17 protein-coding genes are annotated in these 19096 nt (G+C 68.1%); 8 read left to right on the top strand and 9 right to left on the bottom strand.

Annotated elements, in window-relative coordinates:
- Positions 1 to 58 precede the first annotated feature (58 nt).
- Positions 59 to 379 (bottom strand): GntR family transcriptional regulator, encoded by a 321-nt coding sequence (locus tag NS4_RS13135; protein WP_439955785.1) that lies wholly within the window; start codon positions 377 to 379, stop codon positions 59 to 61.
- Between the two features lie 284 nt (positions 380 to 663).
- Here NS4_RS13135 and NS4_RS13140 point away from each other — a divergent pair, with 284 nt between their 5' ends.
- Positions 664 to 888 carry a hypothetical protein gene (locus NS4_RS13140; RefSeq protein WP_063059961.1) on the top strand — a complete coding sequence of 75 codons (225 nt, stop codon included), beginning with the start codon at positions 664 to 666 and terminating at the stop codon, positions 886 to 888.
- Positions 889 to 978: 90 nt separating this feature from the next.
- Here the strand turns inward: NS4_RS13140 and NS4_RS13145 are convergent, their stop codons facing one another.
- Positions 979 to 1287, bottom strand: coding sequence for a hypothetical protein (locus NS4_RS13145; RefSeq protein ID WP_063059814.1), 309 nt, complete (start codon positions 1285 to 1287; stop codon positions 979 to 981).
- A gap of 235 nt (positions 1288 to 1522) precedes the next feature.
- On the opposite strand from NS4_RS13145, the gene NS4_RS13150 reads away from it, so the two are divergent.
- Positions 1523 to 2644: a C40 family peptidase gene (locus tag NS4_RS13150; protein ID WP_063059815.1), complete on the top strand. Its 1122-nt coding sequence runs from the start codon at positions 1523 to 1525 to the stop codon at positions 2642 to 2644.
- A 144-nt stretch (positions 2645 to 2788) separates the two neighbouring features.
- Entirely contained in the window at positions 2789 to 3079 is a 291-nt protein-coding gene (locus NS4_RS31495) for a hypothetical protein (protein ID WP_084487183.1), read from the top strand.
- A gap of 282 nt (positions 3080 to 3361) precedes the next feature.
- Here NS4_RS31495 and NS4_RS13155 read toward each other — a convergent pair whose 3' ends face one another.
- Positions 3362 to 3580, bottom strand: coding sequence for a DUF4287 domain-containing protein (locus NS4_RS13155; RefSeq protein WP_063059816.1), 219 nt, complete (start codon positions 3578 to 3580; stop codon positions 3362 to 3364).
- Positions 3581 to 4051: 471 nt separating this feature from the next.
- Positions 4052 to 5488, bottom strand: coding sequence for a type I glutamate--ammonia ligase (glnA, locus tag NS4_RS13160; RefSeq protein WP_063059817.1), 1437 nt, complete (start codon positions 5486 to 5488; stop codon positions 4052 to 4054).
- Positions 5489 to 5778: 290 nt separating this feature from the next.
- On the opposite strand from glnA (NS4_RS13160), the gene NS4_RS13165 reads away from it, so the two are divergent.
- The gene (locus NS4_RS13165; protein ID WP_063059818.1) at positions 5779 to 6234 is read left to right on the top strand and encodes an RDD family protein; all 456 of its coding nucleotides are present in this window, start codon (positions 5779 to 5781) and stop codon (positions 6232 to 6234) included.
- A gap of 31 nt (positions 6235 to 6265) precedes the next feature.
- Here NS4_RS13165 and NS4_RS13170 read toward each other — a convergent pair whose 3' ends face one another.
- Positions 6266 to 7003, bottom strand: coding sequence for a DUF4191 domain-containing protein (locus tag NS4_RS13170; protein ID WP_063059819.1), 738 nt, complete (start codon positions 7001 to 7003; stop codon positions 6266 to 6268).
- Between the two features lie 136 nt (positions 7004 to 7139).
- Between NS4_RS13170 and NS4_RS13175 the strand changes: the two genes are divergently transcribed.
- Positions 7140 to 8543 (top strand): M20/M25/M40 family metallo-hydrolase, encoded by a 1404-nt coding sequence (locus NS4_RS13175; RefSeq protein WP_063059820.1) that lies wholly within the window; start codon positions 7140 to 7142, stop codon positions 8541 to 8543.
- Positions 8544 to 8733: 190 nt separating this feature from the next.
- Positions 8734 to 9594 (top strand): alpha/beta hydrolase, encoded by an 861-nt coding sequence (locus tag NS4_RS13180; protein WP_245665350.1) that lies wholly within the window; start codon positions 8734 to 8736, stop codon positions 9592 to 9594.
- A gap of 174 nt (positions 9595 to 9768) precedes the next feature.
- On the opposite strand, the gene NS4_RS13185 is transcribed toward NS4_RS13180, so the two are convergent.
- Positions 9769 to 11208: a neutral zinc metallopeptidase gene (locus NS4_RS13185; RefSeq protein WP_063059821.1), complete on the bottom strand. Its 1440-nt coding sequence runs from the start codon at positions 11206 to 11208 to the stop codon at positions 9769 to 9771.
- 218 nt (positions 11209 to 11426) lie between these two features.
- Between NS4_RS13185 and NS4_RS13190 the strand changes: the two genes are divergently transcribed.
- Positions 11427 to 11714 (top strand): hypothetical protein, encoded by a 288-nt coding sequence (locus tag NS4_RS13190; RefSeq protein WP_063059822.1) that lies wholly within the window; start codon positions 11427 to 11429, stop codon positions 11712 to 11714.
- Positions 11715 to 11759: 45 nt separating this feature from the next.
- Here the strand turns inward: NS4_RS13190 and NS4_RS13195 are convergent, their stop codons facing one another.
- From NS4_RS13195 to NS4_RS13205, 3 genes are all read right to left on the bottom strand, one after another.
- Positions 11760 to 14771 (bottom strand): bifunctional [glutamine synthetase] adenylyltransferase/[glutamine synthetase]-adenylyl-L-tyrosine phosphorylase, encoded by a 3012-nt coding sequence (locus tag NS4_RS13195; RefSeq protein ID WP_063059823.1) that lies wholly within the window; start codon positions 14769 to 14771, stop codon positions 11760 to 11762.
- Positions 14772 to 15035: 264 nt separating this feature from the next.
- Complete coding sequence (gene glnA / locus NS4_RS13200; RefSeq protein ID WP_030524004.1) at positions 15036 to 16373, bottom strand: type I glutamate--ammonia ligase; 1338 nt, start codon at positions 16371 to 16373, stop codon at positions 15036 to 15038.
- A 64-nt stretch (positions 16374 to 16437) separates the two neighbouring features.
- Positions 16438 to 17979 carry an alpha/beta hydrolase gene (locus tag NS4_RS13205; protein ID WP_439955782.1) on the bottom strand — a complete coding sequence of 514 codons (1542 nt, stop codon included), beginning with the start codon at positions 17977 to 17979 and terminating at the stop codon, positions 16438 to 16440.
- A 156-nt stretch (positions 17980 to 18135) separates the two neighbouring features.
- On the opposite strand from NS4_RS13205, the gene panB reads away from it, so the two are divergent.
- Complete coding sequence (gene panB, locus NS4_RS13210; RefSeq protein ID WP_063059963.1) at positions 18136 to 19008, top strand: 3-methyl-2-oxobutanoate hydroxymethyltransferase; 873 nt, start codon at positions 18136 to 18138, stop codon at positions 19006 to 19008.
- Positions 19009 to 19096 lie beyond the last annotated feature (88 nt).

Genomic DNA, 19096 nt, shown 5'->3' on the forward strand with positions numbered 1-19096 from the left:
ACCCCGCGGGCTCGGGCCAGTACGGCATTGTCGAGTGCCGGATCTATGAAGGTGGTGCTCACCGGGTCCCCTCCCGCTGGTCGAGCAGGGTCTTGAGTTCTTCGATGCCCATACCGAGTTTGTCCGCTTCGGCGATGAGCGGGTCGATGTACTGCTGGGCGAATCGCTCCTTGCGCCGCAGCCGCAACGCACCGCGCGCACCGGCGGTGACGAACATGCCGATCCCTCGTTTCTTGTACAGAATCCCGTCCGACACCAGCTGGTTCAGGCCTTTGGCCGCTGTCGCGGGGTTGATCCGATGGAAGGCCGCGAGCTCGTTCGACGACGGTGCCTGCGCCTCTTCGGGAAGCGATCCGTCGATGATCGAGTTCTCGACCATCTCGGCGATCTGCAGGAAGAGCGGCTTACCGTCCGCGAGCAAAGGCCCTCACCCCCGTTGGCCAAGTGGTTCACTACTCATGTAATGAACCATAGAGCCTGACCCGGCTGCCGCGCAAGACCGAGCCGGCCGCGAGCGCACACGCCACTCCGCCGGCACCCGCGCAGCGACGACGACAGCAGCCGAATCCACACCGGTAAACCGCTGTGATCAGTCAGGCGAAGCACACCATCCGGTCGCGCGATCCGGCTGCGGCGTCGGCACCACGGAGTAGATTCGCCGGCGTGACCACCGAGGATCGTGGACCCGTTTTCGACGGGGTGAAAATCGGCAGGCCGGCGACCGGCGCGTTGATCGAGGCGGGATACCGGACGATCGGCGATCTGCCAGAACGCCTGGCCGAATTGCTCGCGCTGCACGGCGTAGGACCGCGGGCGATAGCTCTGCTCACCGAGGCACGCCGCACGGTCGCGCCGGATGTGGCCGGGATACTGCCGAACGATCGGTGAGGTCACGTGGCCGGGAACGCCGGCCGGGGCAGCCGTCCGTACTGCGCGGACGACCGAAACGGCAGCGGCGGAGACGATCCGTTGACCGCTTCAGCAAGTGCGCCGGTAAGAGAGATCCGGCCACGGCGGTCGCCGCAGCACCGCGAGAGCGGCGATCACGGCGGCGAGCAACCCGATCCATTCCCCCAACTGCGCTATCCGATTGACGTCCACCGCCGGGACCCACCTGGCGGCACCGTCACGGACCACGAAGATTCCCGCCGGTCGCATCGCCGAACCGGGAAAGCTACCGCGGCGCGAGACGGTGATGACGATGGCACCGTCCGCTGTCTCGAACGGTTCCCCGTACACCGGCGCGCTGTCCACCTCGGCCGCACCCGATCGTTGCCGAATCACCATGTGTACAACTCCGATCCTTCGCGCCGGCGCGCACCCGGCCATGGTGTCCACCGTATTGCGCACTCACGGTCGGTGGATGAGCGCATGAGCGTAGTTCTCGTTGCCGGGAATGTCCGTAAATCGTGCTATAACGCACTGAGGTGCGGCTCCGAGCCGGGCAGGTTTCGCCCGGAGCCGGTTCACACCGCGTGTTCGTTTGTCGTGGCTGTACGGCCGGCGCAGAGAGAAGCTTCCGATGAGTCCGACCACCGTCGATAAGCTCGAAATCGACCCCCTGCCCCACCCCCCCGGCGCCAGCGGTGGCCTGAACGCCGTCATCGACGCCGTCGAGGAGCACATCAACCGGTCGATACTGCTGCTGGCTTCGGGTGATCCGGGCAGCGCACCGGATTTCACCGAGTGGATCGACGCCAAAGGACTCCCTGGCGAGGAGGACTTGGGCAAGACGAAGGACAAATCCGCCATGGTCGAGAAGTACACCGCCCAACAGAATGACGTGAAAAGGCTGACGGCGGAGCTGGACCAAAAGAACAAGGATGTCAAGGATTCCGCAGTCTCCGCGTTCAAGACTTCCCACACGACCTACGAGGAAATCACAGAGATCGTCGACAGGCTGCGGATAGAACTCGAGGGCGCGCCCGCCCCGACCAAAGGGTTGGACGGCGTCTACCGTTTACCTATCGGCGTGGAAATCAATTTGCTGGGGTGGCTACTGAACGCGGCCGACCAGGTGCACGCGGAAGTCGAGGGCGCGGCGAACGCTATGGATGCCCCGGCGCGCCAGATCGATGGTTCGGTACCGGCTCCTCCGCGCGGTTACGACTACAACAACAGTGGAATTCCCGCAGCAGCCAACGCCTACCGGCCGCCCTCTGCCAGCAAAGCCAGGTACCGCATCACCGATGCGGTAGATCCGGTGGGCAAGACCCTCAGCGTGGCGAGCAAAGAACTCGGGACCAAAGAAACAGACAAGGCATTCGCCGACAAGCCCTACAACAATGGCAGCGCGTGGTGCGCTGCGTTCACCAGCTGGGTATGGAACCAAGCCGGTTATGACGTCACCTGGACCGACTTCGATTATGTACCCGCTGTCTGGAACGACGCCGGCGCAATGGGTTTGCAGAGGCCCAGCACCGCCCAGGCCCAGCCGGGCGATCTGATCGTGTTCGACTGGCAAGGCGACGGCACTCCCGACCACATCGGAGTTGTGGCATCCGTCGAAGGTGGAAGGATCCACACCATCGAAGGCAATTCCAGCGACCAGGTGGCCCGCCGGGACTACGGGATCAACTCCGGGCAGGTCGTCGGTGTCATCAAACCCCCACCCACCAAATCGGAGGTGATGGTGTCGCAGTGACCATGAGACGGCTCAGCGCCTCGTCCCGGTCCGGGAATCACCACGGCCGCACCGTCACGAAACCCTATGGCTGCAGCGAGAAGCCAACGAATATCAGAAGCATTCCGGCACTCACGGACCTATGCGTATACGTATACTTCTTCCATGGATCCACTGAGCCTTGCGGTCGGTGCCGGCCTCGTCGCAATCGGCTGGATAGGCGGCCGATTCGGGTCACGGCGGCGGGCCGGCTCGCCACCGAAAATCACGGCACGCTGCGGCTGCGGGCACGACCTGGCGCTGCACGACCGTGAAACCGGCAAGTGCCATGCCGAACTCTCCCGCAGAGGTATGCACGGCATGCGCGAATGGGTCGGCTGCAATTGCCGCCGCTACACCGGCCCCATCCCCTTGGAAGAGGTGTTCAGCCCTCCGATACTCCCACCGGAGGCCTGAGCGCGGCGCGACCGGCGCGGGAGCACGCCAACTCCGAGACGATCCCGCCTACCCCACAGGCACATTCGGAGGCCACCGACGCAGTCTCGGCCCGATGGCCGTCCCGGCCGGCCACCGACGATGGCCGATCCGAGCCGGGACCACGACACAGCGGCGAGAACCGGCCACGGGCCGGCGGCTACGAACGGGCCGTTCCGGCAGGAGCATCCGACGACGATGCGGAGCGATCCGCAGCACCCCTCGTGCGTGTCGGTGCTCCTACCGGGACCTGAACGGATCAGGTCAGGCAACGGCCCATTTCTCGGGATGGAGATGATGCTGGACGAGCGCGTTCGCATGCCCGTGCCCGAAACCGTGCTCCGATTTCAGCAATTCGACGAGTTCCTTGTGCGAAGTCGACCCCGCCGCACGGAGGACCGCCTTCCAGTCCTCGATGCTGCGGCCGTATTTGGCCTCGATGGACGGGAAGTAGGACGCGGGTCCCTTCGGGGTGGTCGCCATCTTCGATCTCCTTGCTGGTTACGAACTCGGTAGGTGAGACGGAAAGCTCGTCGAGATCTCATCGCCCGCGCCGACTATGTGTCGCAGGTCACTTGGAAATCGTTACCGGCGAAATCAGCGTCCAGGGGTGTCTCGCGCTCGCGCCACGCGCTCGGGTCGGCGATCGGCACGTACCGGCGAAGGCGACCTGGCCTTCGTCGAGGCGCAGACCGGCACGCATTTGCGGTGAGGACGCCTATCGAGCGTCTCTCCGACGATTACGGCCGCGCCGCCGGCCGTTCCTGCCCCTTCGGCAAATGTTCGAGAGCGAAGCCAACCGGGTTTCGGTGCCCGGACGCAGACGAGTCCACCCGGACCGCAACCGGTGGAGTGATCGCGGAATGGGTGGACTCGGCTACAGCTGTCGCGGACGTATTGCGGACGGAAGGTGGTTCGCGAATGCTCCGCCGCAGATCAGGCCGCTATAACGGCTTACACGTCGAAGTAGAGCTCGAACTCGTACGGGTGCGGCCGCAGGTTCACCGGGGCGATCTCCTGCTCGCGCTTGATGCTGATCCAGGTCTCGATCAGGTCCTCGGTGAAGACATTGCCTTCGGTGAGGTACTCGTGATCGGCCTCGAGGCGGTCGATGACCGAGGACAGGCTGGTGGGGGCCTGCGGGATGTTCTTGGCCTCCTCCGGCGGGAGCTCGTAAAGGTCCTTGTCGACCGGGGCCAGCGGCTCGATCTTCTTCTTGATGCCGTCGAGGCCGGCCATCAGCATGGCGGCGAAGGCCAGGTACGGGTTGCCCGAGGAGTCCGGCGCGCGGAACTCGATGCGCTTGGCCTTCGGGTTGTTGCCGGTGACCGGGATACGGACCGCGGCGGAGCGGTTGCGCTGCGAGTACACCAGGTTGATCGGGGCTTCGTAGCCGGGCACCAGGCGGTGGTAGGAGTTCACGGTGGGGTTGGTGAACGCCAGCAGCGACGGCGCGTGGTGCAGGATGCCGCCGATGTAGTGCCGGGCCAGGTCGGACAGGCCGCCGTAGCCGGCCTCGTCGTGGAACAGCGGCTTGCCGTCCTTCCACAGCGACTGGTGCGCGTGCATACCCGAGCCGTTGTCACCGAAGAGCGGCTTCGGCATGAAGGTGACGGTCTTGCCCTCGGCCCACGCGGTGTTCTTGACGATGTACTTGAACAGCTGCAGATCGTCGGCCGCGGCCAGCAGGGTGTTGAACTTGTAATTGATCTCGGCCTGGCCGGCGGTGCCGACCTCGTGGTGGCCGCGCTCCAGTTCGAATCCGGCGTTCTGCAGGTTGGTGGAGATCTTGTCGCGCAGGTCGACGTAGTGGTCGTAGGGCGCGACCGGGAAGTAGCCGCCCTTGTTACGGACCTTGTAGCCACGGTTGGGGCTGCCGTCGGGGTTGGTGGCCGCGCCGGTGTTCCAGGAGCCGGAGATGGACTCGACCTCGTAGAAGGCGCCGTTCATCTGCGAGTCGTAGCGCACCGAGTCGAAGATGTAGAACTCGGCCTCGGCGCCGAAGAAGGCGGTATCGGCGATACCGGTCGAGCGCAGGTATTCCTCCGCCTTGCGGGCGATGTTGCGCGGGTCGCGCGAGTACGCCTCACGGGTGAAGGGATCGTGCACGAAGAAGTTCATGTTGAGCGTCTTCGCCGCACGGAACGGGTCGAGCTGTGCGGTGCTGAAGTCGGGCAGCAGCAGCATGTCGGACTCGTCGATGGACTGGAAACCCCGCACCGAGGAACCGTCGAAGGCCAGGCCCTCTTCGGCGAGATCGGCGGTGAAGGCCTTTGCCGGGATGGAGAAGTGCTGCTGCACACCGGGCAGATCGCTGAAGCGGATGTCGACATATTCGACCTCCGAGTCCGCGATGTACTTGATGACCTCATCGGCCGTGCTGAACGTCACTTGGTTCTCCTTACGGATAGATTCCCAGCCAGTATCGAGTGCGGGGCGTCGCGACCCGACGCTATGGACAGGGTGTTTCCCGCCAGTCAAGAGTGTGTTTCGCCAGTGTTACACGTCGTGTCGGCGGCGTGTCCTCGGCCACGCCACGAACTGCGGGTTCGCGCCGCGCGCCCTGGTCGGCGCCCTCCGGAGGCTGTCGGATATGCCCGGAATCCACCGCTGACCCGGCGTAACAGAGGCTGCCCCGCCACCCGGCGGAGGCGGTCGGCGGCACGCTTTATCCTGGGAGCATGGCACGTATCACCGGCTCCTGGCTCTCCGGACCTCCCGTCGCCCCCGGTGCGGGTTCCGGCGACGATTACGCCGGAGCTAGGCTGGGGTTGCCGCGCGAAGGCGCCGGATCGCTACCGGGCATGTTCCGGCGCGTGGTCGCCATGCTGGTCGACTGGTTTATCGCGGTCGGGATCTCGGCGTTGATCGCGCGGGGTATGCCGGCGTCGTCGGTGAACCTGATCCTGTGGTTCGTGATCGGAGTGGCGGCGGTGACGCTGTTCGGCTTCACGCCCGGGCAGTATTTCCTGCGCATCCGGGTGATCCGGGTGGACGCGCAGGCGCCGGTGGGATTCCTGCGGGCACTAGGGCGGCAGGCGCTGCTGGTGTTCGTGATTCCCGCGCTGTTCACCGACGAGGACGGGCGCGGTATGCACGATCGGGCCACCGGGACCGCGGTGGTCCGCTCACGCTGACCGGCGCCGAGCCGCCCGGCCGCACACCGGGTCAGCGACGACGGATCGTGCGCTGCATACCCCGCATCTTGGCGTTGGTCGGCATCGGTCCCTTGGGCATGGCCGGACCTCCGCTGCGCGAGCTCAGGGCACTGAGCCGGCCCTCGATCTGATCCATCCGCTTGGTGTCGATATTGCGCGGGAGCTTGGTCAGGTAACGCTGGAGTTCCTTGAGCGGGACCTGTCCCTCCTCGTTGCCGACCACCACGTCGTAGATCGGAGTGTCGCCGATGAGGCGGGCGGTGCGCTTCTTCTCCTGGGCCAGCAGCGACCGCAGCCGCTGCGGCGACCCTTCGGCCACGAAGATCACCCCGGGCAGGCCGATCACCCGGTGTACGGCGTCGAGCTGGGTGGTGGCGGCGATACCGTTGCTGACCCGCCATTTGCCCTGCAGGTTGTCCAGCACCCACGCGGCGGCGCCGGCCTGGCCCTCGGCTTTTCCGTACACGGATTTCTGCACCCGGCGGCCGAAGATGATGAAGGCGAACAGCAGACCGAGCAGCAGGCCCAAGGGCAGCAGGAACCACTGCACACCGAAGAGGAAGCCGATCCCGAACAAAACCAGTGTGGTGACGACCACCGCACCGATCATCAGCGGCAGCAGCAGCTTGTCCTCTTTGCGCTGCATCTGGAACGCCTGCCAGATCTGCTGACGACGTTCCTTCGACTGTGCTTTGCGCGCCGCTTTCGCCGCGGCCTTCGCCTCTTTGTCGGGCTTGCCTGCTGCCATGGCTCCCAGAATAATGCCCGGCCCGCGACGCTCCGGCCACGGGACGTACTCCGGCCACGGGCGGCGGCGCCCCGGCGCGGGCACCGGCACGCCGCACAGTCCGGGCCGGGGTTGCGCGGGCGAGGAGAATGCAGGGATGTCCACCGAATTGGAGGCCGATCCGGCGGCCGGCGCACCCGCCGACGACGCGACGGCAGAGCGACTGGCCGCGGCGCTGCGGTGCGTCACGGTGTCCCGGGAGGAGCCCGGGCCGGGCTCCGACGGTTCCGGCGCGGCGGCCGATGCGGAGTTCCGGCGCCTCGCCGAGCACCTGGAGCAATCGTTCCCCCGGGTGCACGCCGAACTGGAACTCGAGCGCTTCGGGCACAGCCGGCTCTACACCTGGCGGGGCGTGGACCCCTCGCGAACGGCCGCGATCCTGCTCGCGCACCAGGACGTGGTGCCCGCGGACGATCCGGCCCCCTGGACCCATCCGCCGTTCGCAGGCGTGGTGGACGCGGAGTTCATCTGGGGCCGCGGTGCGATCGACGACAAGAGCCGGATGCTGGCCATCCTGGAGGCGGTCGAATCCGCCCTCGCCGACGGGGTGCGGCCCCGGCATACCGTTCATCTGGCGTTCGGCCACGACGAAGAGGTGTTCGGCGACCGGGGCGCCGTGCGGATGGCCGCCCGGTTGCGGGAGCTGGGTGTCCACGCCGACCTGCTGCTGGACGAGGGCGGGGTGGTCACCGAGGGGATCGTGGAGGAGGTGACCGTTCCGGTCGCCACGATCATGGTCGGCGAGAAGGGCTACGCCACGGTTCGATTGTCGGTATCGGAGAAAGGCGGGCATTCGTCCATGCCGGGCCGGCAGACCGCGGTCGGGCGGCTGGCCCGCGCCGTGAGCCGGATCCAGGACGATCCGATGCCGCTGCGGGTCACTCCCGTGGTCACCGATATGCTCGCCCGCCTGCGCCGGCATCTCCCCGCGGCCAAACGCCGGCTACTCGGGTTCGCGGCACTGGCGGCGCCGGTGATCACCCGGATAATGGCCTCGGCACCGCAGACCGAGGCGCTGGTGCGGACCACCACGGCACCCACGGTGATCCACGGCGGAGTGAAGGCGAATGTGCTGCCGCAGCAGGCCGAGGCGCTGATCAACTTCCGGATCCTGCCCGGCGATACGGTCGACTCGGTACTCGCGCACTGCCGCCGGACCGTCCGCGACACACAGGTGCGGATCGAACTGGTGGGGATGGCGTCGGAACCCTCCCCCGCGACCGCTCCCGGTCCGCAGTTCGATCTGATCGCCCGCCTCACCGAAGAGGTGGTGCCCGGCGCCGCGGTGACCACCGGCCTGGTTCCCGGTGCGACCGATTCCCGCCACTACGACGATCTGGCCGCCACCCGCTGCAATTTCGCCCCGATCCGGCTCACGGCCGCGGATCTGGAACGGATACACGGAAACGACGAGCGGCTCTCGCGAGTGAACTACGCTCGCCTCATCGACTTCAACCGGCGCCTGCTCACCGCGCTCGCCGCGCCGGAACAGACCGGCTGAGGCGATACCTGCGCATAGGCTACGGCCGCCGGGACAATACGGACCAGCTTCGAAGGAGGCCCGATGAGGCGATATCTTCGCCTTCGCCGCGGTCTCCGCCGACCGCGGGCACCGGCTTCGAAGAAGTTCCGATGAGGTGGTGCCTGCGCCGCCACCGCGGACCACGTGTACAGATTCGAAGGAGGATCCGGTGACCGGCGACCAGGACATTCGAGTAGCGCGCGGGGAGTTCGAGCACGCCGGGCACCGGCTGAGCCGGCGTTCCTGGATACCCGCGACGACGGCGCGCGGGGTGATCGTCCTCGTCCACGGCGTGGCCGAGCATTCGGGTCGTTACGAGTACGTCGCCCGGACCCTGGCGACCGCCGGTTTCGCGGTGTACGCGTTCGACCATGTGGGGCACGGGGAATCCGCCGACGCGGGCTCGCGCGCCAATATCGGATCGATCGGCAATGCGGCCGACAATGTGGCAGCTCTGCTCGACCTGGCACGCGCGGAACAGCCCGGCGTACCGGCGTTCGTGATCGGCCATTCCATGGGCGCGCTGATCACCCTGTACCTGGCGACCCGGGCGCCGCTGGACGTGGCCGGGGTGGTGGTCTCGGCGCCGCCGCTGATCATCGACGCCGGAAATCCGGTGCAGCGCTTGCTGGCCCCGGTGCTCACCCGGCTGGCACCGGATCTGGGTGTGCTGAAACTGGATTCGTCGCAGATCAGCCGGGACCCGGCGGTCGTCGCGGCCTACGACAACGACGCGCTGGTGTTCCGCGGGAAGTTGCCGGCCCGCACGGCGACCGAGATCCTCACGGCCGCCGGTGCCGTGCTCGACCGCCTGCCGGACCTACGGGTTCCGACGCTCGCGCTGCACGGAACCAGCGACGCCATCGCCGCCCCGGCGAGTACGGACCGGATCGAGCAGCACGCGGGCACCACCGATCTCACCGTCCGCCGCTACGACGGGCTCTACCACGAGATCTTCAACGAACCCGAACGTGATCAGGTGCTCGCGGATGTGGTGGCCTGGCTGGACGCGCGGGCTGCCGGACAGTGAGCGTGTAGCTCCGCCGCTCCGGCCCCCGGGATCGGTACCGGGAACGGACGACGCCGCCCCTCGTACGCACCCCGGCACGGTCGGTGCTCGATGGGCCGGCGGCACACGCGGCGTCCCGCGGTGAGCCGCCGGCGCCCGGGCAGTGCTCACGGGCGGTATCCACTCGTCCCGCGTCTACTCGTACTCCGCGAGGCAGGCGCTCTCACCTTCGAGCACGCCCAACCGGAACGCGTCCAACCGCAGATAGCCTTCGGGGACCACGTCGCCGTTGACATCACTGGCGGCCAGTCCGTCGGCGAGCAGGCCGGAGACCGCCTCGTCCAGATCCCCCGCCGATAGGCGCGGGTCACTGTTCTCCCTGCTCAGCGCGTTGGTGACCACACCCGACAGACAGGCGGTACGCAGCCCCGCCGTCTCGGCGCCGACCAGGGAGAGCTGTTTGTCGTCCTGGTAGGCGAGGGTATAGCGGGAGACGAACACGACGAAGGCGTTGTAGTCGCCGGCGACGATGGCCGACAGTGATTCGTCCTCGCTGCCCGTTCCTCCGGCCCGCGCGGCCAGCGCATCGACATCCGTGCCGATCACATCGGTGACCGGGCAGTACGCGACGGGCACAGTGGGGGTCGTATCGGAACAGCGGATCGGCACACCGTCGTAGTCGTATTCGGGCGCAGCGTCGACCGGCAGGATATCGGCGAGCGCGGCGGCCATATCCGCGAGGGAATCCTCGGTGACTTCCAGCTGCAGGTACTCCTCACCGGGTTCCTCGAAGGTCACCGGAAGGCCGGAACGACGCTGTTCGATCTCCTGTTCGTCGATCTGCGCACACGCCTCGGCGCCGTTCGTATAGCCCATCTGGACCGCCGTGACACGCTCGAAGGCACTGCCGTGCACATTGTCCGGGTCGTCGGGATCGCGGTCGCGGACCGCGACGGTGGCACCCAGGACACCGTTGAGGCCCTCGGTGGTGTTGAGCGTGAAATGCCGGGAGTCGCCCTCGGCCACATGCCGCAGGAACACGCCGGCCAGGCAGTCGGCCTGCTGTTCGGTGACCAGCCCCGGAGAGTCCTCGGTCGCGATTCCGGCGGGAATCTGCAGGGCGTGCCCGTATTCGTGGGCGAGCACCATCACCACGGCCATTTCACCGAACTGCTCGACCAGTTCCGGCAGTAGTACGCCGCGGTCCCAGCCGATGGTCTCGTCCGTTCCGCAGTAGGCGGCGTTCACCAGTTCGTGGGTGCTGATCGTGCAGAACTCGACCGAGTCGCGTTCGGGGGCGTCGGCATCCCAGGAGATGAGTTCCGATACCGGCCGGAACTCCCCCGGGAAGGTCGTCGAATAGTTCTCCGTCCAGAATTCCTCGATATCGGCGACCGCGTTGAGCGCGAGCCGGTCCATCTCGCCGCCGTCGCCGTTCTCGGCCTGCCGATCGGTGTCGGGTACGCCGTCCCGGGGACCGCTGGGCCCGGTGCTGGTCGTGGCTCCGGTGATCTGCCACGGGTTCCCGGCATCCCGCTGGGTCGAACTCGCCGGTGAGCACGCCGACAGCTCCGATACCGTCAATACCGCCGCTGCTACCGCGACGACCAGCCGTGACCACCGTGTCCTGGCCATTGCGCCTCCCCGATCCCGACCGGGCCCGCGGGCCCGGCGCCGCCCGATCGCGATTCCGCCGCGACCGCGCCGAGGAGTATCGAATCACAAGGGGGGCAACGACGTACAGCGCTGAAGTTCGGGCGGCTCGTTCGTACTGCGGTATATGGATCGGCGACGCGGCCGTCAGCAGGCCGGGTCCTCCTACACTGACCTCAGCACTTGCCGAGGAGGGCCCCGTGTACATCGAAGAATTCCGTTCACCCGGGCCGTTGACGGCCGCGGCCGCCGAGGAGCTGGCCGGCTGCCTGCCCGGCTGCACCTCCCGGATCACCATCGCCGCCAACGACCGTGTCGTGAATCTGCCGGTCCTGCCCTGGTGCCGGCCGGAACTCGGCATCGCGCGGGACACTCTGGTGACCGTCACCGCGACGGGCGGCTATCGCCCGCCCGATCTGGAGGACCGGCGCGCGCTGGAGGATCTGGTCACCCGATTCCGGGCGCTGACGTCCCCGACCGGTTCCTAGGCCGGCTCCGCATCCGCTCCGGCCGGCGCTTCCCACCTGCCCCGGTCAGACCCCGAAGACCCGTTCCACCACAGCCCTGGCCCGGCGGGTGATCCGCAGGTAGTTGTCGAGGAACTCACCGCCGTCTTCGGTGGGCCAGCCCGCCACCCGGGCCACCGCCGACAGCGTGGTGCCCGGACCGGGCAGCTGGTCGGAGGGTTTGCCGCGCACCAGGACCAGCGCGTTGCGGGCCGCGGTCGCGGTGAGCCAGGACTGGCGCAGCAGGTCGGTGTCCATCGGGCTCAGCAGCTCCGCCTGTTCGATCACATCGAGCGATTCCAGCGTCGAGGTGTTGTGCAGTGCCGGAATCTCGTGTGCGTGCCGCAATTGCAGCAGCTGCACGGTCCATTCGATATCGGCGAGACCACCGCGACCCAGCTTGGTGTGGGTGGCCGGGTCGGCGCCGCGGGGCAGCCGCTCGGAATCGACCCGGGCCTTGATGCGGCGGATCTCGCGGACCGCGTCGGCGGAGACGCCACCCGCCGGATAGCGCACCCCGTCGATCGTATGCAGGAAGCGCAGGCCCAGGTCCTGGTCGCCGGCCACCTGGTGGGCGCGTAACAGCGCCTGCACCTCCCACGGCTGCGCCCACTGGCGGTAGTAGGCGTCGTAGGCGGCGAGGGTGCGCACGAGCGGGCCGCTGCGCCCCTCCGGCCGCAGGCCCGCGTCGACCTGCAGCGGCGGATCGGTGCTGGGGGCGCCGAGCAGTCTCTGCACCTGCTCGGCGATACCGTTGGCCCATTTCACGGCGGCGTGCTCGTCCTCGCCGGGCCGCGGATCGCAGACGAACAGCACATCGGCATCGGAGCCGTAGCCGAGTTCCCGGCCGCCCAGCCGGCCCATCCCGATCACCGCGAAATCGGCGGGCGCGGGCGCGCCCCGTTCGGCGACACTGGCCCGGATCACCGCGCGCAACGATGCCTCCAGCACCGCCACCCACACCGCGGACAGAGCGGCACAGACCTGTGGCACGTCCAGCAGACCCAGTAGATCCGCCGAGGCCACCCGGGCGAGTTCGTGCCGGCGTAGGGACCGGGCGGTGGCCACGGCCCGCTTCGGGTCGGTGTAGCGGTCGGCGGCGGTGAGAATGCCCTTGGCCACTTCCGCCGGTTGGGTACGCAGCAACAGCGGTCCGTCCGGGCCGTCGGCGTACATGCGGATGGTTTCGGGGGCATTGATGAGTAGGTCCGGCAGATACGCCGAGGAACCCAGCACCATCATCAGCCGCTGCCCGACCGCGCCCTCGTCGCGCAGCACCCGTAGATACCAATCCTGATCCACCAACCCTTCCGACACCCGCCGGTAGGCGAGCAGCCCGGCGTCGGGGTCGGGTGTCTCGCCCAGCCACTCCAGCAGGGTCGGCAGGAGCACCGCCTGGATCCGGCCCTTACGCGAGACACCACTGGTCAATGCGCGCAGATGGCTGAGGGCGTGCTCGGGCGAGGCGTAGCCGAGGGCGGCGAGCTGCCGGACGGCGGCGTCCGGGCTCAGGCGCAGCGCGTCGGAGTCCAGCCGGGCCACCGATTCCAGCAGCGGACGGTAGAAGAGCTTGGTGTGCAACCGGCGGATCCGGCCTGTCTGCCGGCGCAGCTCGGCCCGCAACACGCCCGCGGCATCGTGTCTGCCGTCCGGGCGGATATGCGCGGCCCGGGCCAGCCAGCGCATACCTTCCTCGTCGTCGTCGGCGGGCAGCGTATGGGTGCGTTTGAGCCGCTGCAACTGCAACCGGTGCTCGAGCAGGCGCAGGAATTCGTAGGAGGCCGTGAGGTTGGCGGCGTCCTCGCGGCCCACGTACCCGCGCGCGGCGAGCGCCGCGAGAGCTTCCACAGTGCCTTGGACGTGCAGTTTCGGATCGACCCGGCCGTGCACGAGCTGGAGCAGCTGCACCGCGAACTCCACATCGCGCAGACTGCCGCGGCCGAGTTTGAGTTCGCGTTCGCGCAGCTCGGCGGGCACCAGGTCCTCCACCCGGCGGCGCATCGCCTGCACATCCGGGACGAAATCCGGTCGTTCGGAGGCCGTCCACACCAGTGCGTCGGTGGCCGACCGGTACTGTTCGCCGAGTTCCAGATCGCCGGTCATCGGCCGGGCCTTGAGCAACGCCTGGAACTCCCAGGTCCGCGCCCAGCGCTGGTAGTAGGCCAGATGGGAATCGAGAGTGCGCACCAGGGCGCCGGCCCTGCCCTCGGGCCGCAGCGCGGCGTCGACCTCGAAGAAGGCCGAGGAACCCACGGTCATCAGTTCGGCGGCCAGCCGGGTGGCGACGGCGTCGGCGGGTTCGGCGACGAAAACGATATCGACATCGCTGACGTAGTTGAGCTCGCACGCCCCGCTCTTGCCCATGGCGATCACGGCCAGCCGCACCGGGCACGGTTCGTCGCGGCACACCCGGGCCACCGCCACCGCCAGAGCGGCGGTGAGCGCGGCATCGGCGAGTGCGGTGAGCTGGCGGCCCACCAGCTCGTACGGGATCACCGGCTCGTCCTCGACGGTGGCGGCCAGATCGACGGCGGCCAGCAGCATGAGCTGATCGCGATACCGCTTGCGCAGCGCCGCGACCACTTCCGGCCCGGATTCGGTGGCCCGATACAGCATCGGCGCGGCATTCGGCCCGGCCTCCGGTTCCCCGCCGACGACCGCGAGCAGATCGGCGATCAGCTCGTCACGGTCGGGCAGTTCCTCCCGCCGCAGCAGCACCCAGGACCCGGGATCTGCCACCAGATGATCGCCGAGCGCGGTCGAGGAACCCAGCAGCGCGAACAACCGGCCACGCAGCGTCGTTTCGGTTCGCAGCGCCGAATCCAGTTCGGCCCAATCGTTCCCGAGCGCCTCGGACAACCTGATCACAGTGTTCAGCGCGAGGTCGGCGTCCGGTGACCGCGACAGCGACCACAACACCGGAATGCTCTCGATATTGTCCCAGCCGAGCGTTTTCAGTGAGTCGGCGGCCGACGGTTCGAGCAATCCGAGGCGGCCGACACCGGGGACGGCGGATCGGGCGGACGGTGGGCGGACCATGAGCTCAAGGTACCGACCACCGGGCTCGAAATGTGCCGGACCCCTCGGTCGGGTGCGGTCACCCGCCGCACCGATACGCAGTCACGGAACCGGCCGGTCCAGGGGGGCGCGACCGGTCACCGGAGCGAGGAATGAGGCCGCGACCGTCACCGGCCGAATCGCGCCACGGTGCCACCGGCTTTCCCGCCGGTACCGCGGCCCCGCGCGAGTCGCGGTCTCCCGCCGCCGGCGACCGCGGGGGCGCCGGGCGGACGAGGGAGGAGATCAGAGACCGAGGTATTCGCGCAGCTCGAACGGCGTCACCTGGGCGCGGTAATCCGACCATTCGCGGCGCTTGTTGCGCAGGAAGAAGTCGAACACGTGCTCACCGAGCGTTTCGGCGACCAGCTCCGAGCGCTCCATCGCGTGCAGTGCCTCGTCCAGGGTGCCGGGCAGTTCCTTGAATCCCATGGCACGCCGTTCGGCGGCGGTGAGCGACCAGACGTCGTCCTCGGCCTCCGGCGGCAGCGTATAGCCCTTCTCGACACCGCGCAGGCCGGCCGCGAGCAGGACCGCGAAGGTCAGGTACGGGTTGCAGGCGGAATCGGGGCTGCGGATCTCGACCCGCCGCGACGACGACTTGTTCGGGGTGTACATGGGCACCCGGACCAGCGCCGAGCGGTTGGACCGGCCCCACGAGGCCGCGGTCGGCGCCTCGCCGCCGTGGATGAGCCGTTTGTAGGAGTTCACCCACTGGTTGGTGATGGCGCTGATCTCGTGCGCGTGTTCGAGGATGCCCGCGATGAAGGCGCGCGCTGTGGCGGAAAGGTTGTCCGGATCGTCCGGATCGGAGAACGCGTTCGCCTCGCCCTCGAACAGGCTCATATGCGTGTGCATGGCCGAGCCCGGATACTGGGCGAACGGTTTCGGCATGAACGTCGCGCGCACGCCCTCGTCGATGGCCACTTCCTTGATCAGATAGCGGAAGGTCATCACATTGTCGGCCATCGACAGGGCGTCGGCGTAGCGCAGGTCGATCTCCTGCTGGCCGGGCGCGCCCTCGTGGTGGCTGAACTCCACCGAGATACCCATGGATTCGAGCGCGTCGATGGCGTGGCGCCGGAAGTTGGGCGCGGAATCGTGGACCGCCTGGTCGAAGAAGCCGCCGTTGTCGGCGGGAACCGGGTCGACGCCGTCGGGCTGGTTCTTCAGCAGGAAGAATTCGATCTCCGGATGCACATAGCAGCTGAAGCCGACGTCCCCGGCCTTGTTGAGCTGACGCCGCAGCACGTGGCGCGGATCGGCCCACGACGGCGATCCGTCGGGCATGGTGATATCGCAGAACATCCGGGCGGAATGCTGGTGGCCTTTACTGGAAGACCACGGCAGCACCTGGAAGGTCGACGGATCGGGCCGGGCCACCATATCGGCCTCGGAGATCCGGGCGAACCCTTCGATCGCCGATCCGTCGAATCCGATGCCCTCTTCGAAAGCTCCCTCGAGCTCGGCGGGCGCGATGGCGACGGACTTGAGATAGCCCAGTACGTCGGTGAACCAGAGACGTACGAAGCGGATATCCCGCTCTTCGAGCGTCCGCAGCACGAATTCCTTCTGGCGATCCATGACCGCGAGAGTAGGCACCCGGCGTTAAATCCGTGTTACATGACGCGCTGCGCTGTGTGTCGGATCAACAGCGTAGGCCCTCGGCGGGGGTCTCGAGGTCTACCAGGTAGCGCACCACCGCATCGTCCACGCACGCGGCGCCGCCGGTGAGGACCACGGTGTGGCTGTCGCCCTCGTGGGTGATCAGTGCCGCATCGAGCTGGTGGGCGAGGTCGACGCCCGCCTGGTACGGCGTGGCCGGATCACCGGTGGTGGACACCACCACCAGCTCGGGCAGCCCCTCGACGGAGATATCGTGCGGTTGGCTGGTGTTGGGCACCGGCCACTGAGCGCACAGTTCCAGCGGCGCCGCTCCGGTGCCGCGGCCGTCGTCCAGGAACGGGGCCGCCCGGCGGTATTCGGTGTCCTGCCGGCCGGCGACCGCGCGATCGGTGACCCGTGGGTCGTCCACACAGCGGATCGCGTCGAAGGCGTCGGTGAGATTGCTGTAGGTGCCGTCGTCGCGGCGGCCGTTGTACATATCCGCGAGCTGCAGCAGCGTATCGCCGCGACCCTGGGACAACTCCGTGAGCCCGATGGTGAGCACCGGCCAGAAATCGGCGCTGTACAGGGTCTGCTGCACACCGGTGATCGCGTCGTCGTAGCTGAGACCGCGGGGGTCGGTGGTGGCGGCGGGCGCGTTCCACAGCGGATCCACCAGGGCACGGAACCGCGGCACCGCCTGCGTCGGATCGGTACCGAGCGGGCAGTCCGGCGACTGGACGCAGTCCGCGGCGTACGCGTCGAAGGCCTTCTGGAAACCCGCTGCCTGGCGTAGCGATTCGGCCACCGGATCCTGCGAGGGGTCGATGGCGCCGTCGAGGACCATGGCACGGACATTGCCCGGGAACTTCTCCGCGTACGCGGTGCCCAGCCGGGTGCCGTAGGAGTAGCCCAGATAGGTCAATTTCCGATCGCCCAGTACCGCCCGCATGATGTCCATGTCCCCGACCACCTCCCGGGTGCCGACATGGGCGAGGAATTCCGTACCGGTGCGGGCCACGCAGCGGTCGGCGTATTCCCGGTTCTCGGTCTCGGACTCGGCTATCCCCGCCGGCGTGTTGGGCTCCGGGAGTTCGGCCCGCTCGGCATCGGCTTCCTGCGGAGTCAGGCAGTCGATCGCGGGCGTGGAGGCACCGACACCGCGCGGATCAAATCCCACCCGGTCGAACCGATCGGCCAGCTCGGTGCCCCCGCCCAGCATCACCGTGGACAGCCCGGACATACCCGGACCGCCCGGGTTGATCAGCAGTGAACCGATCCGGTCTCCGGTCGCGCGCATCCTGGACACCGCCAGTTGCGCGGTGGGGCCGGTGGGATCGGCGTAGTCGACGGGGACCTCGATGCGGGCGCACTGCGCGGCCGGCGGCAGCGCTTCCTCCGGGCCGGTGTAGCCGGCACACGGCTCCCAGGCCGGGGTCTGGCTGTAGAAGCGACTCAGTTCGGCGGGCACCGGCGCGGGCGGGTCCGGTTGCTCCCGGACCTCCTGCGCGCATCCCGCGACGAGCACCGTCGCCACAGCCAGCACCGCCAGCACACCCGCCGGCACTCCACACCCGCTCCGCACTGCCGCCATGCTAGCCGGATCGGGCCCGTACCCTGGGATGTGACCAACCGCACCTGGTCGCGGGCTTAATCCGGGCTCGGCCGCGGGTGCACACTGGAGGGCGTCAACCAGACCCGGGGACCCGATCAGGGCCTCGAGGAGACGAAAGGGACGATGATGTCCGAATCATCCGGCACGCCCGATGCCACCTCGGAAACACCCGCCTACGGTGCCGCGGCGGCGGCGAAACCGGCCCGGCGACCCACCCGCGTCCAGCATCTACAGCAGATGAAGGCGACCGGTGAACGCTGGGCGATGCTCACCGCCTACGACTACTCCAGTGCCCGTCTCTTCGACGAGGCCGGCATCCCCGTACTGCTGATCGGCGATTCGGCCGCCAATGTGGTGTACGGATACGAGACCACCGTGCCGATCACCACCGACGAGCTGATCCCGCTGGTGCGCGGTGTGGTGCGCGGCGCTCCGCACGCCCTGGTCGTGGCCGATCTGCCGTTCGGTACCTACGAGGGCTCCCCTGAGCAGGCTCTGGCCACGGCCACCCGGTTCATGAAGGAGGGGGGCGCGCACGCGGTGAAGCTGGAAGGCGGTGAACGCGTCGCCGATCAGATCAGGCTGCTCACCGCCGCCGGCATCCCGGTGATGGCGCATATCGGCTTCACCCCGCAGAGCGTCAACACTCTGGGTGGCTACCGCGTCCAGGGCCGCGGCGAGGGCGCCGAGGGTCTGCTCGCCGACGCGATCGCGGTCCAGGCCGCGGGCGCCTTCTCGGTGGTGATGGAAATGGTTCCGGCCGAGGTGGCGGGCCAGGTCACCCGCAAGCTCACCATCCCCACCGTCGGCATCGGCGCCGGCGCCGACTGTGATGCCCAGGTACTCGTCTGGCAGGACATGGCCGGGTTCACCAGCGGGAAGACCGCCAAGTTCGTCAAACGGTTCGCCGCGGTCGGCGACGAACTGCGCGGGGCGGCCGCCGCCTACGCCGAGGAGGTACGCCGCGGCACGTTCCCGGGCCCGGAACACAGTTTCTGACCCCGGTCCGGGCTCGTGACGGGCCCCACTGCAGCGCGGGATGGCAAACTCGGTGTCGACGGTTTCGACTCTCGAATTCTGAGGTACT

It is taken from the genome of Nocardia sienata NBRC 100364, from assembly GCF_001613205.1.
GTDB lineage: Bacteria > Actinomycetota > Actinomycetes > Mycobacteriales > Mycobacteriaceae > Nocardia > Nocardia sienata.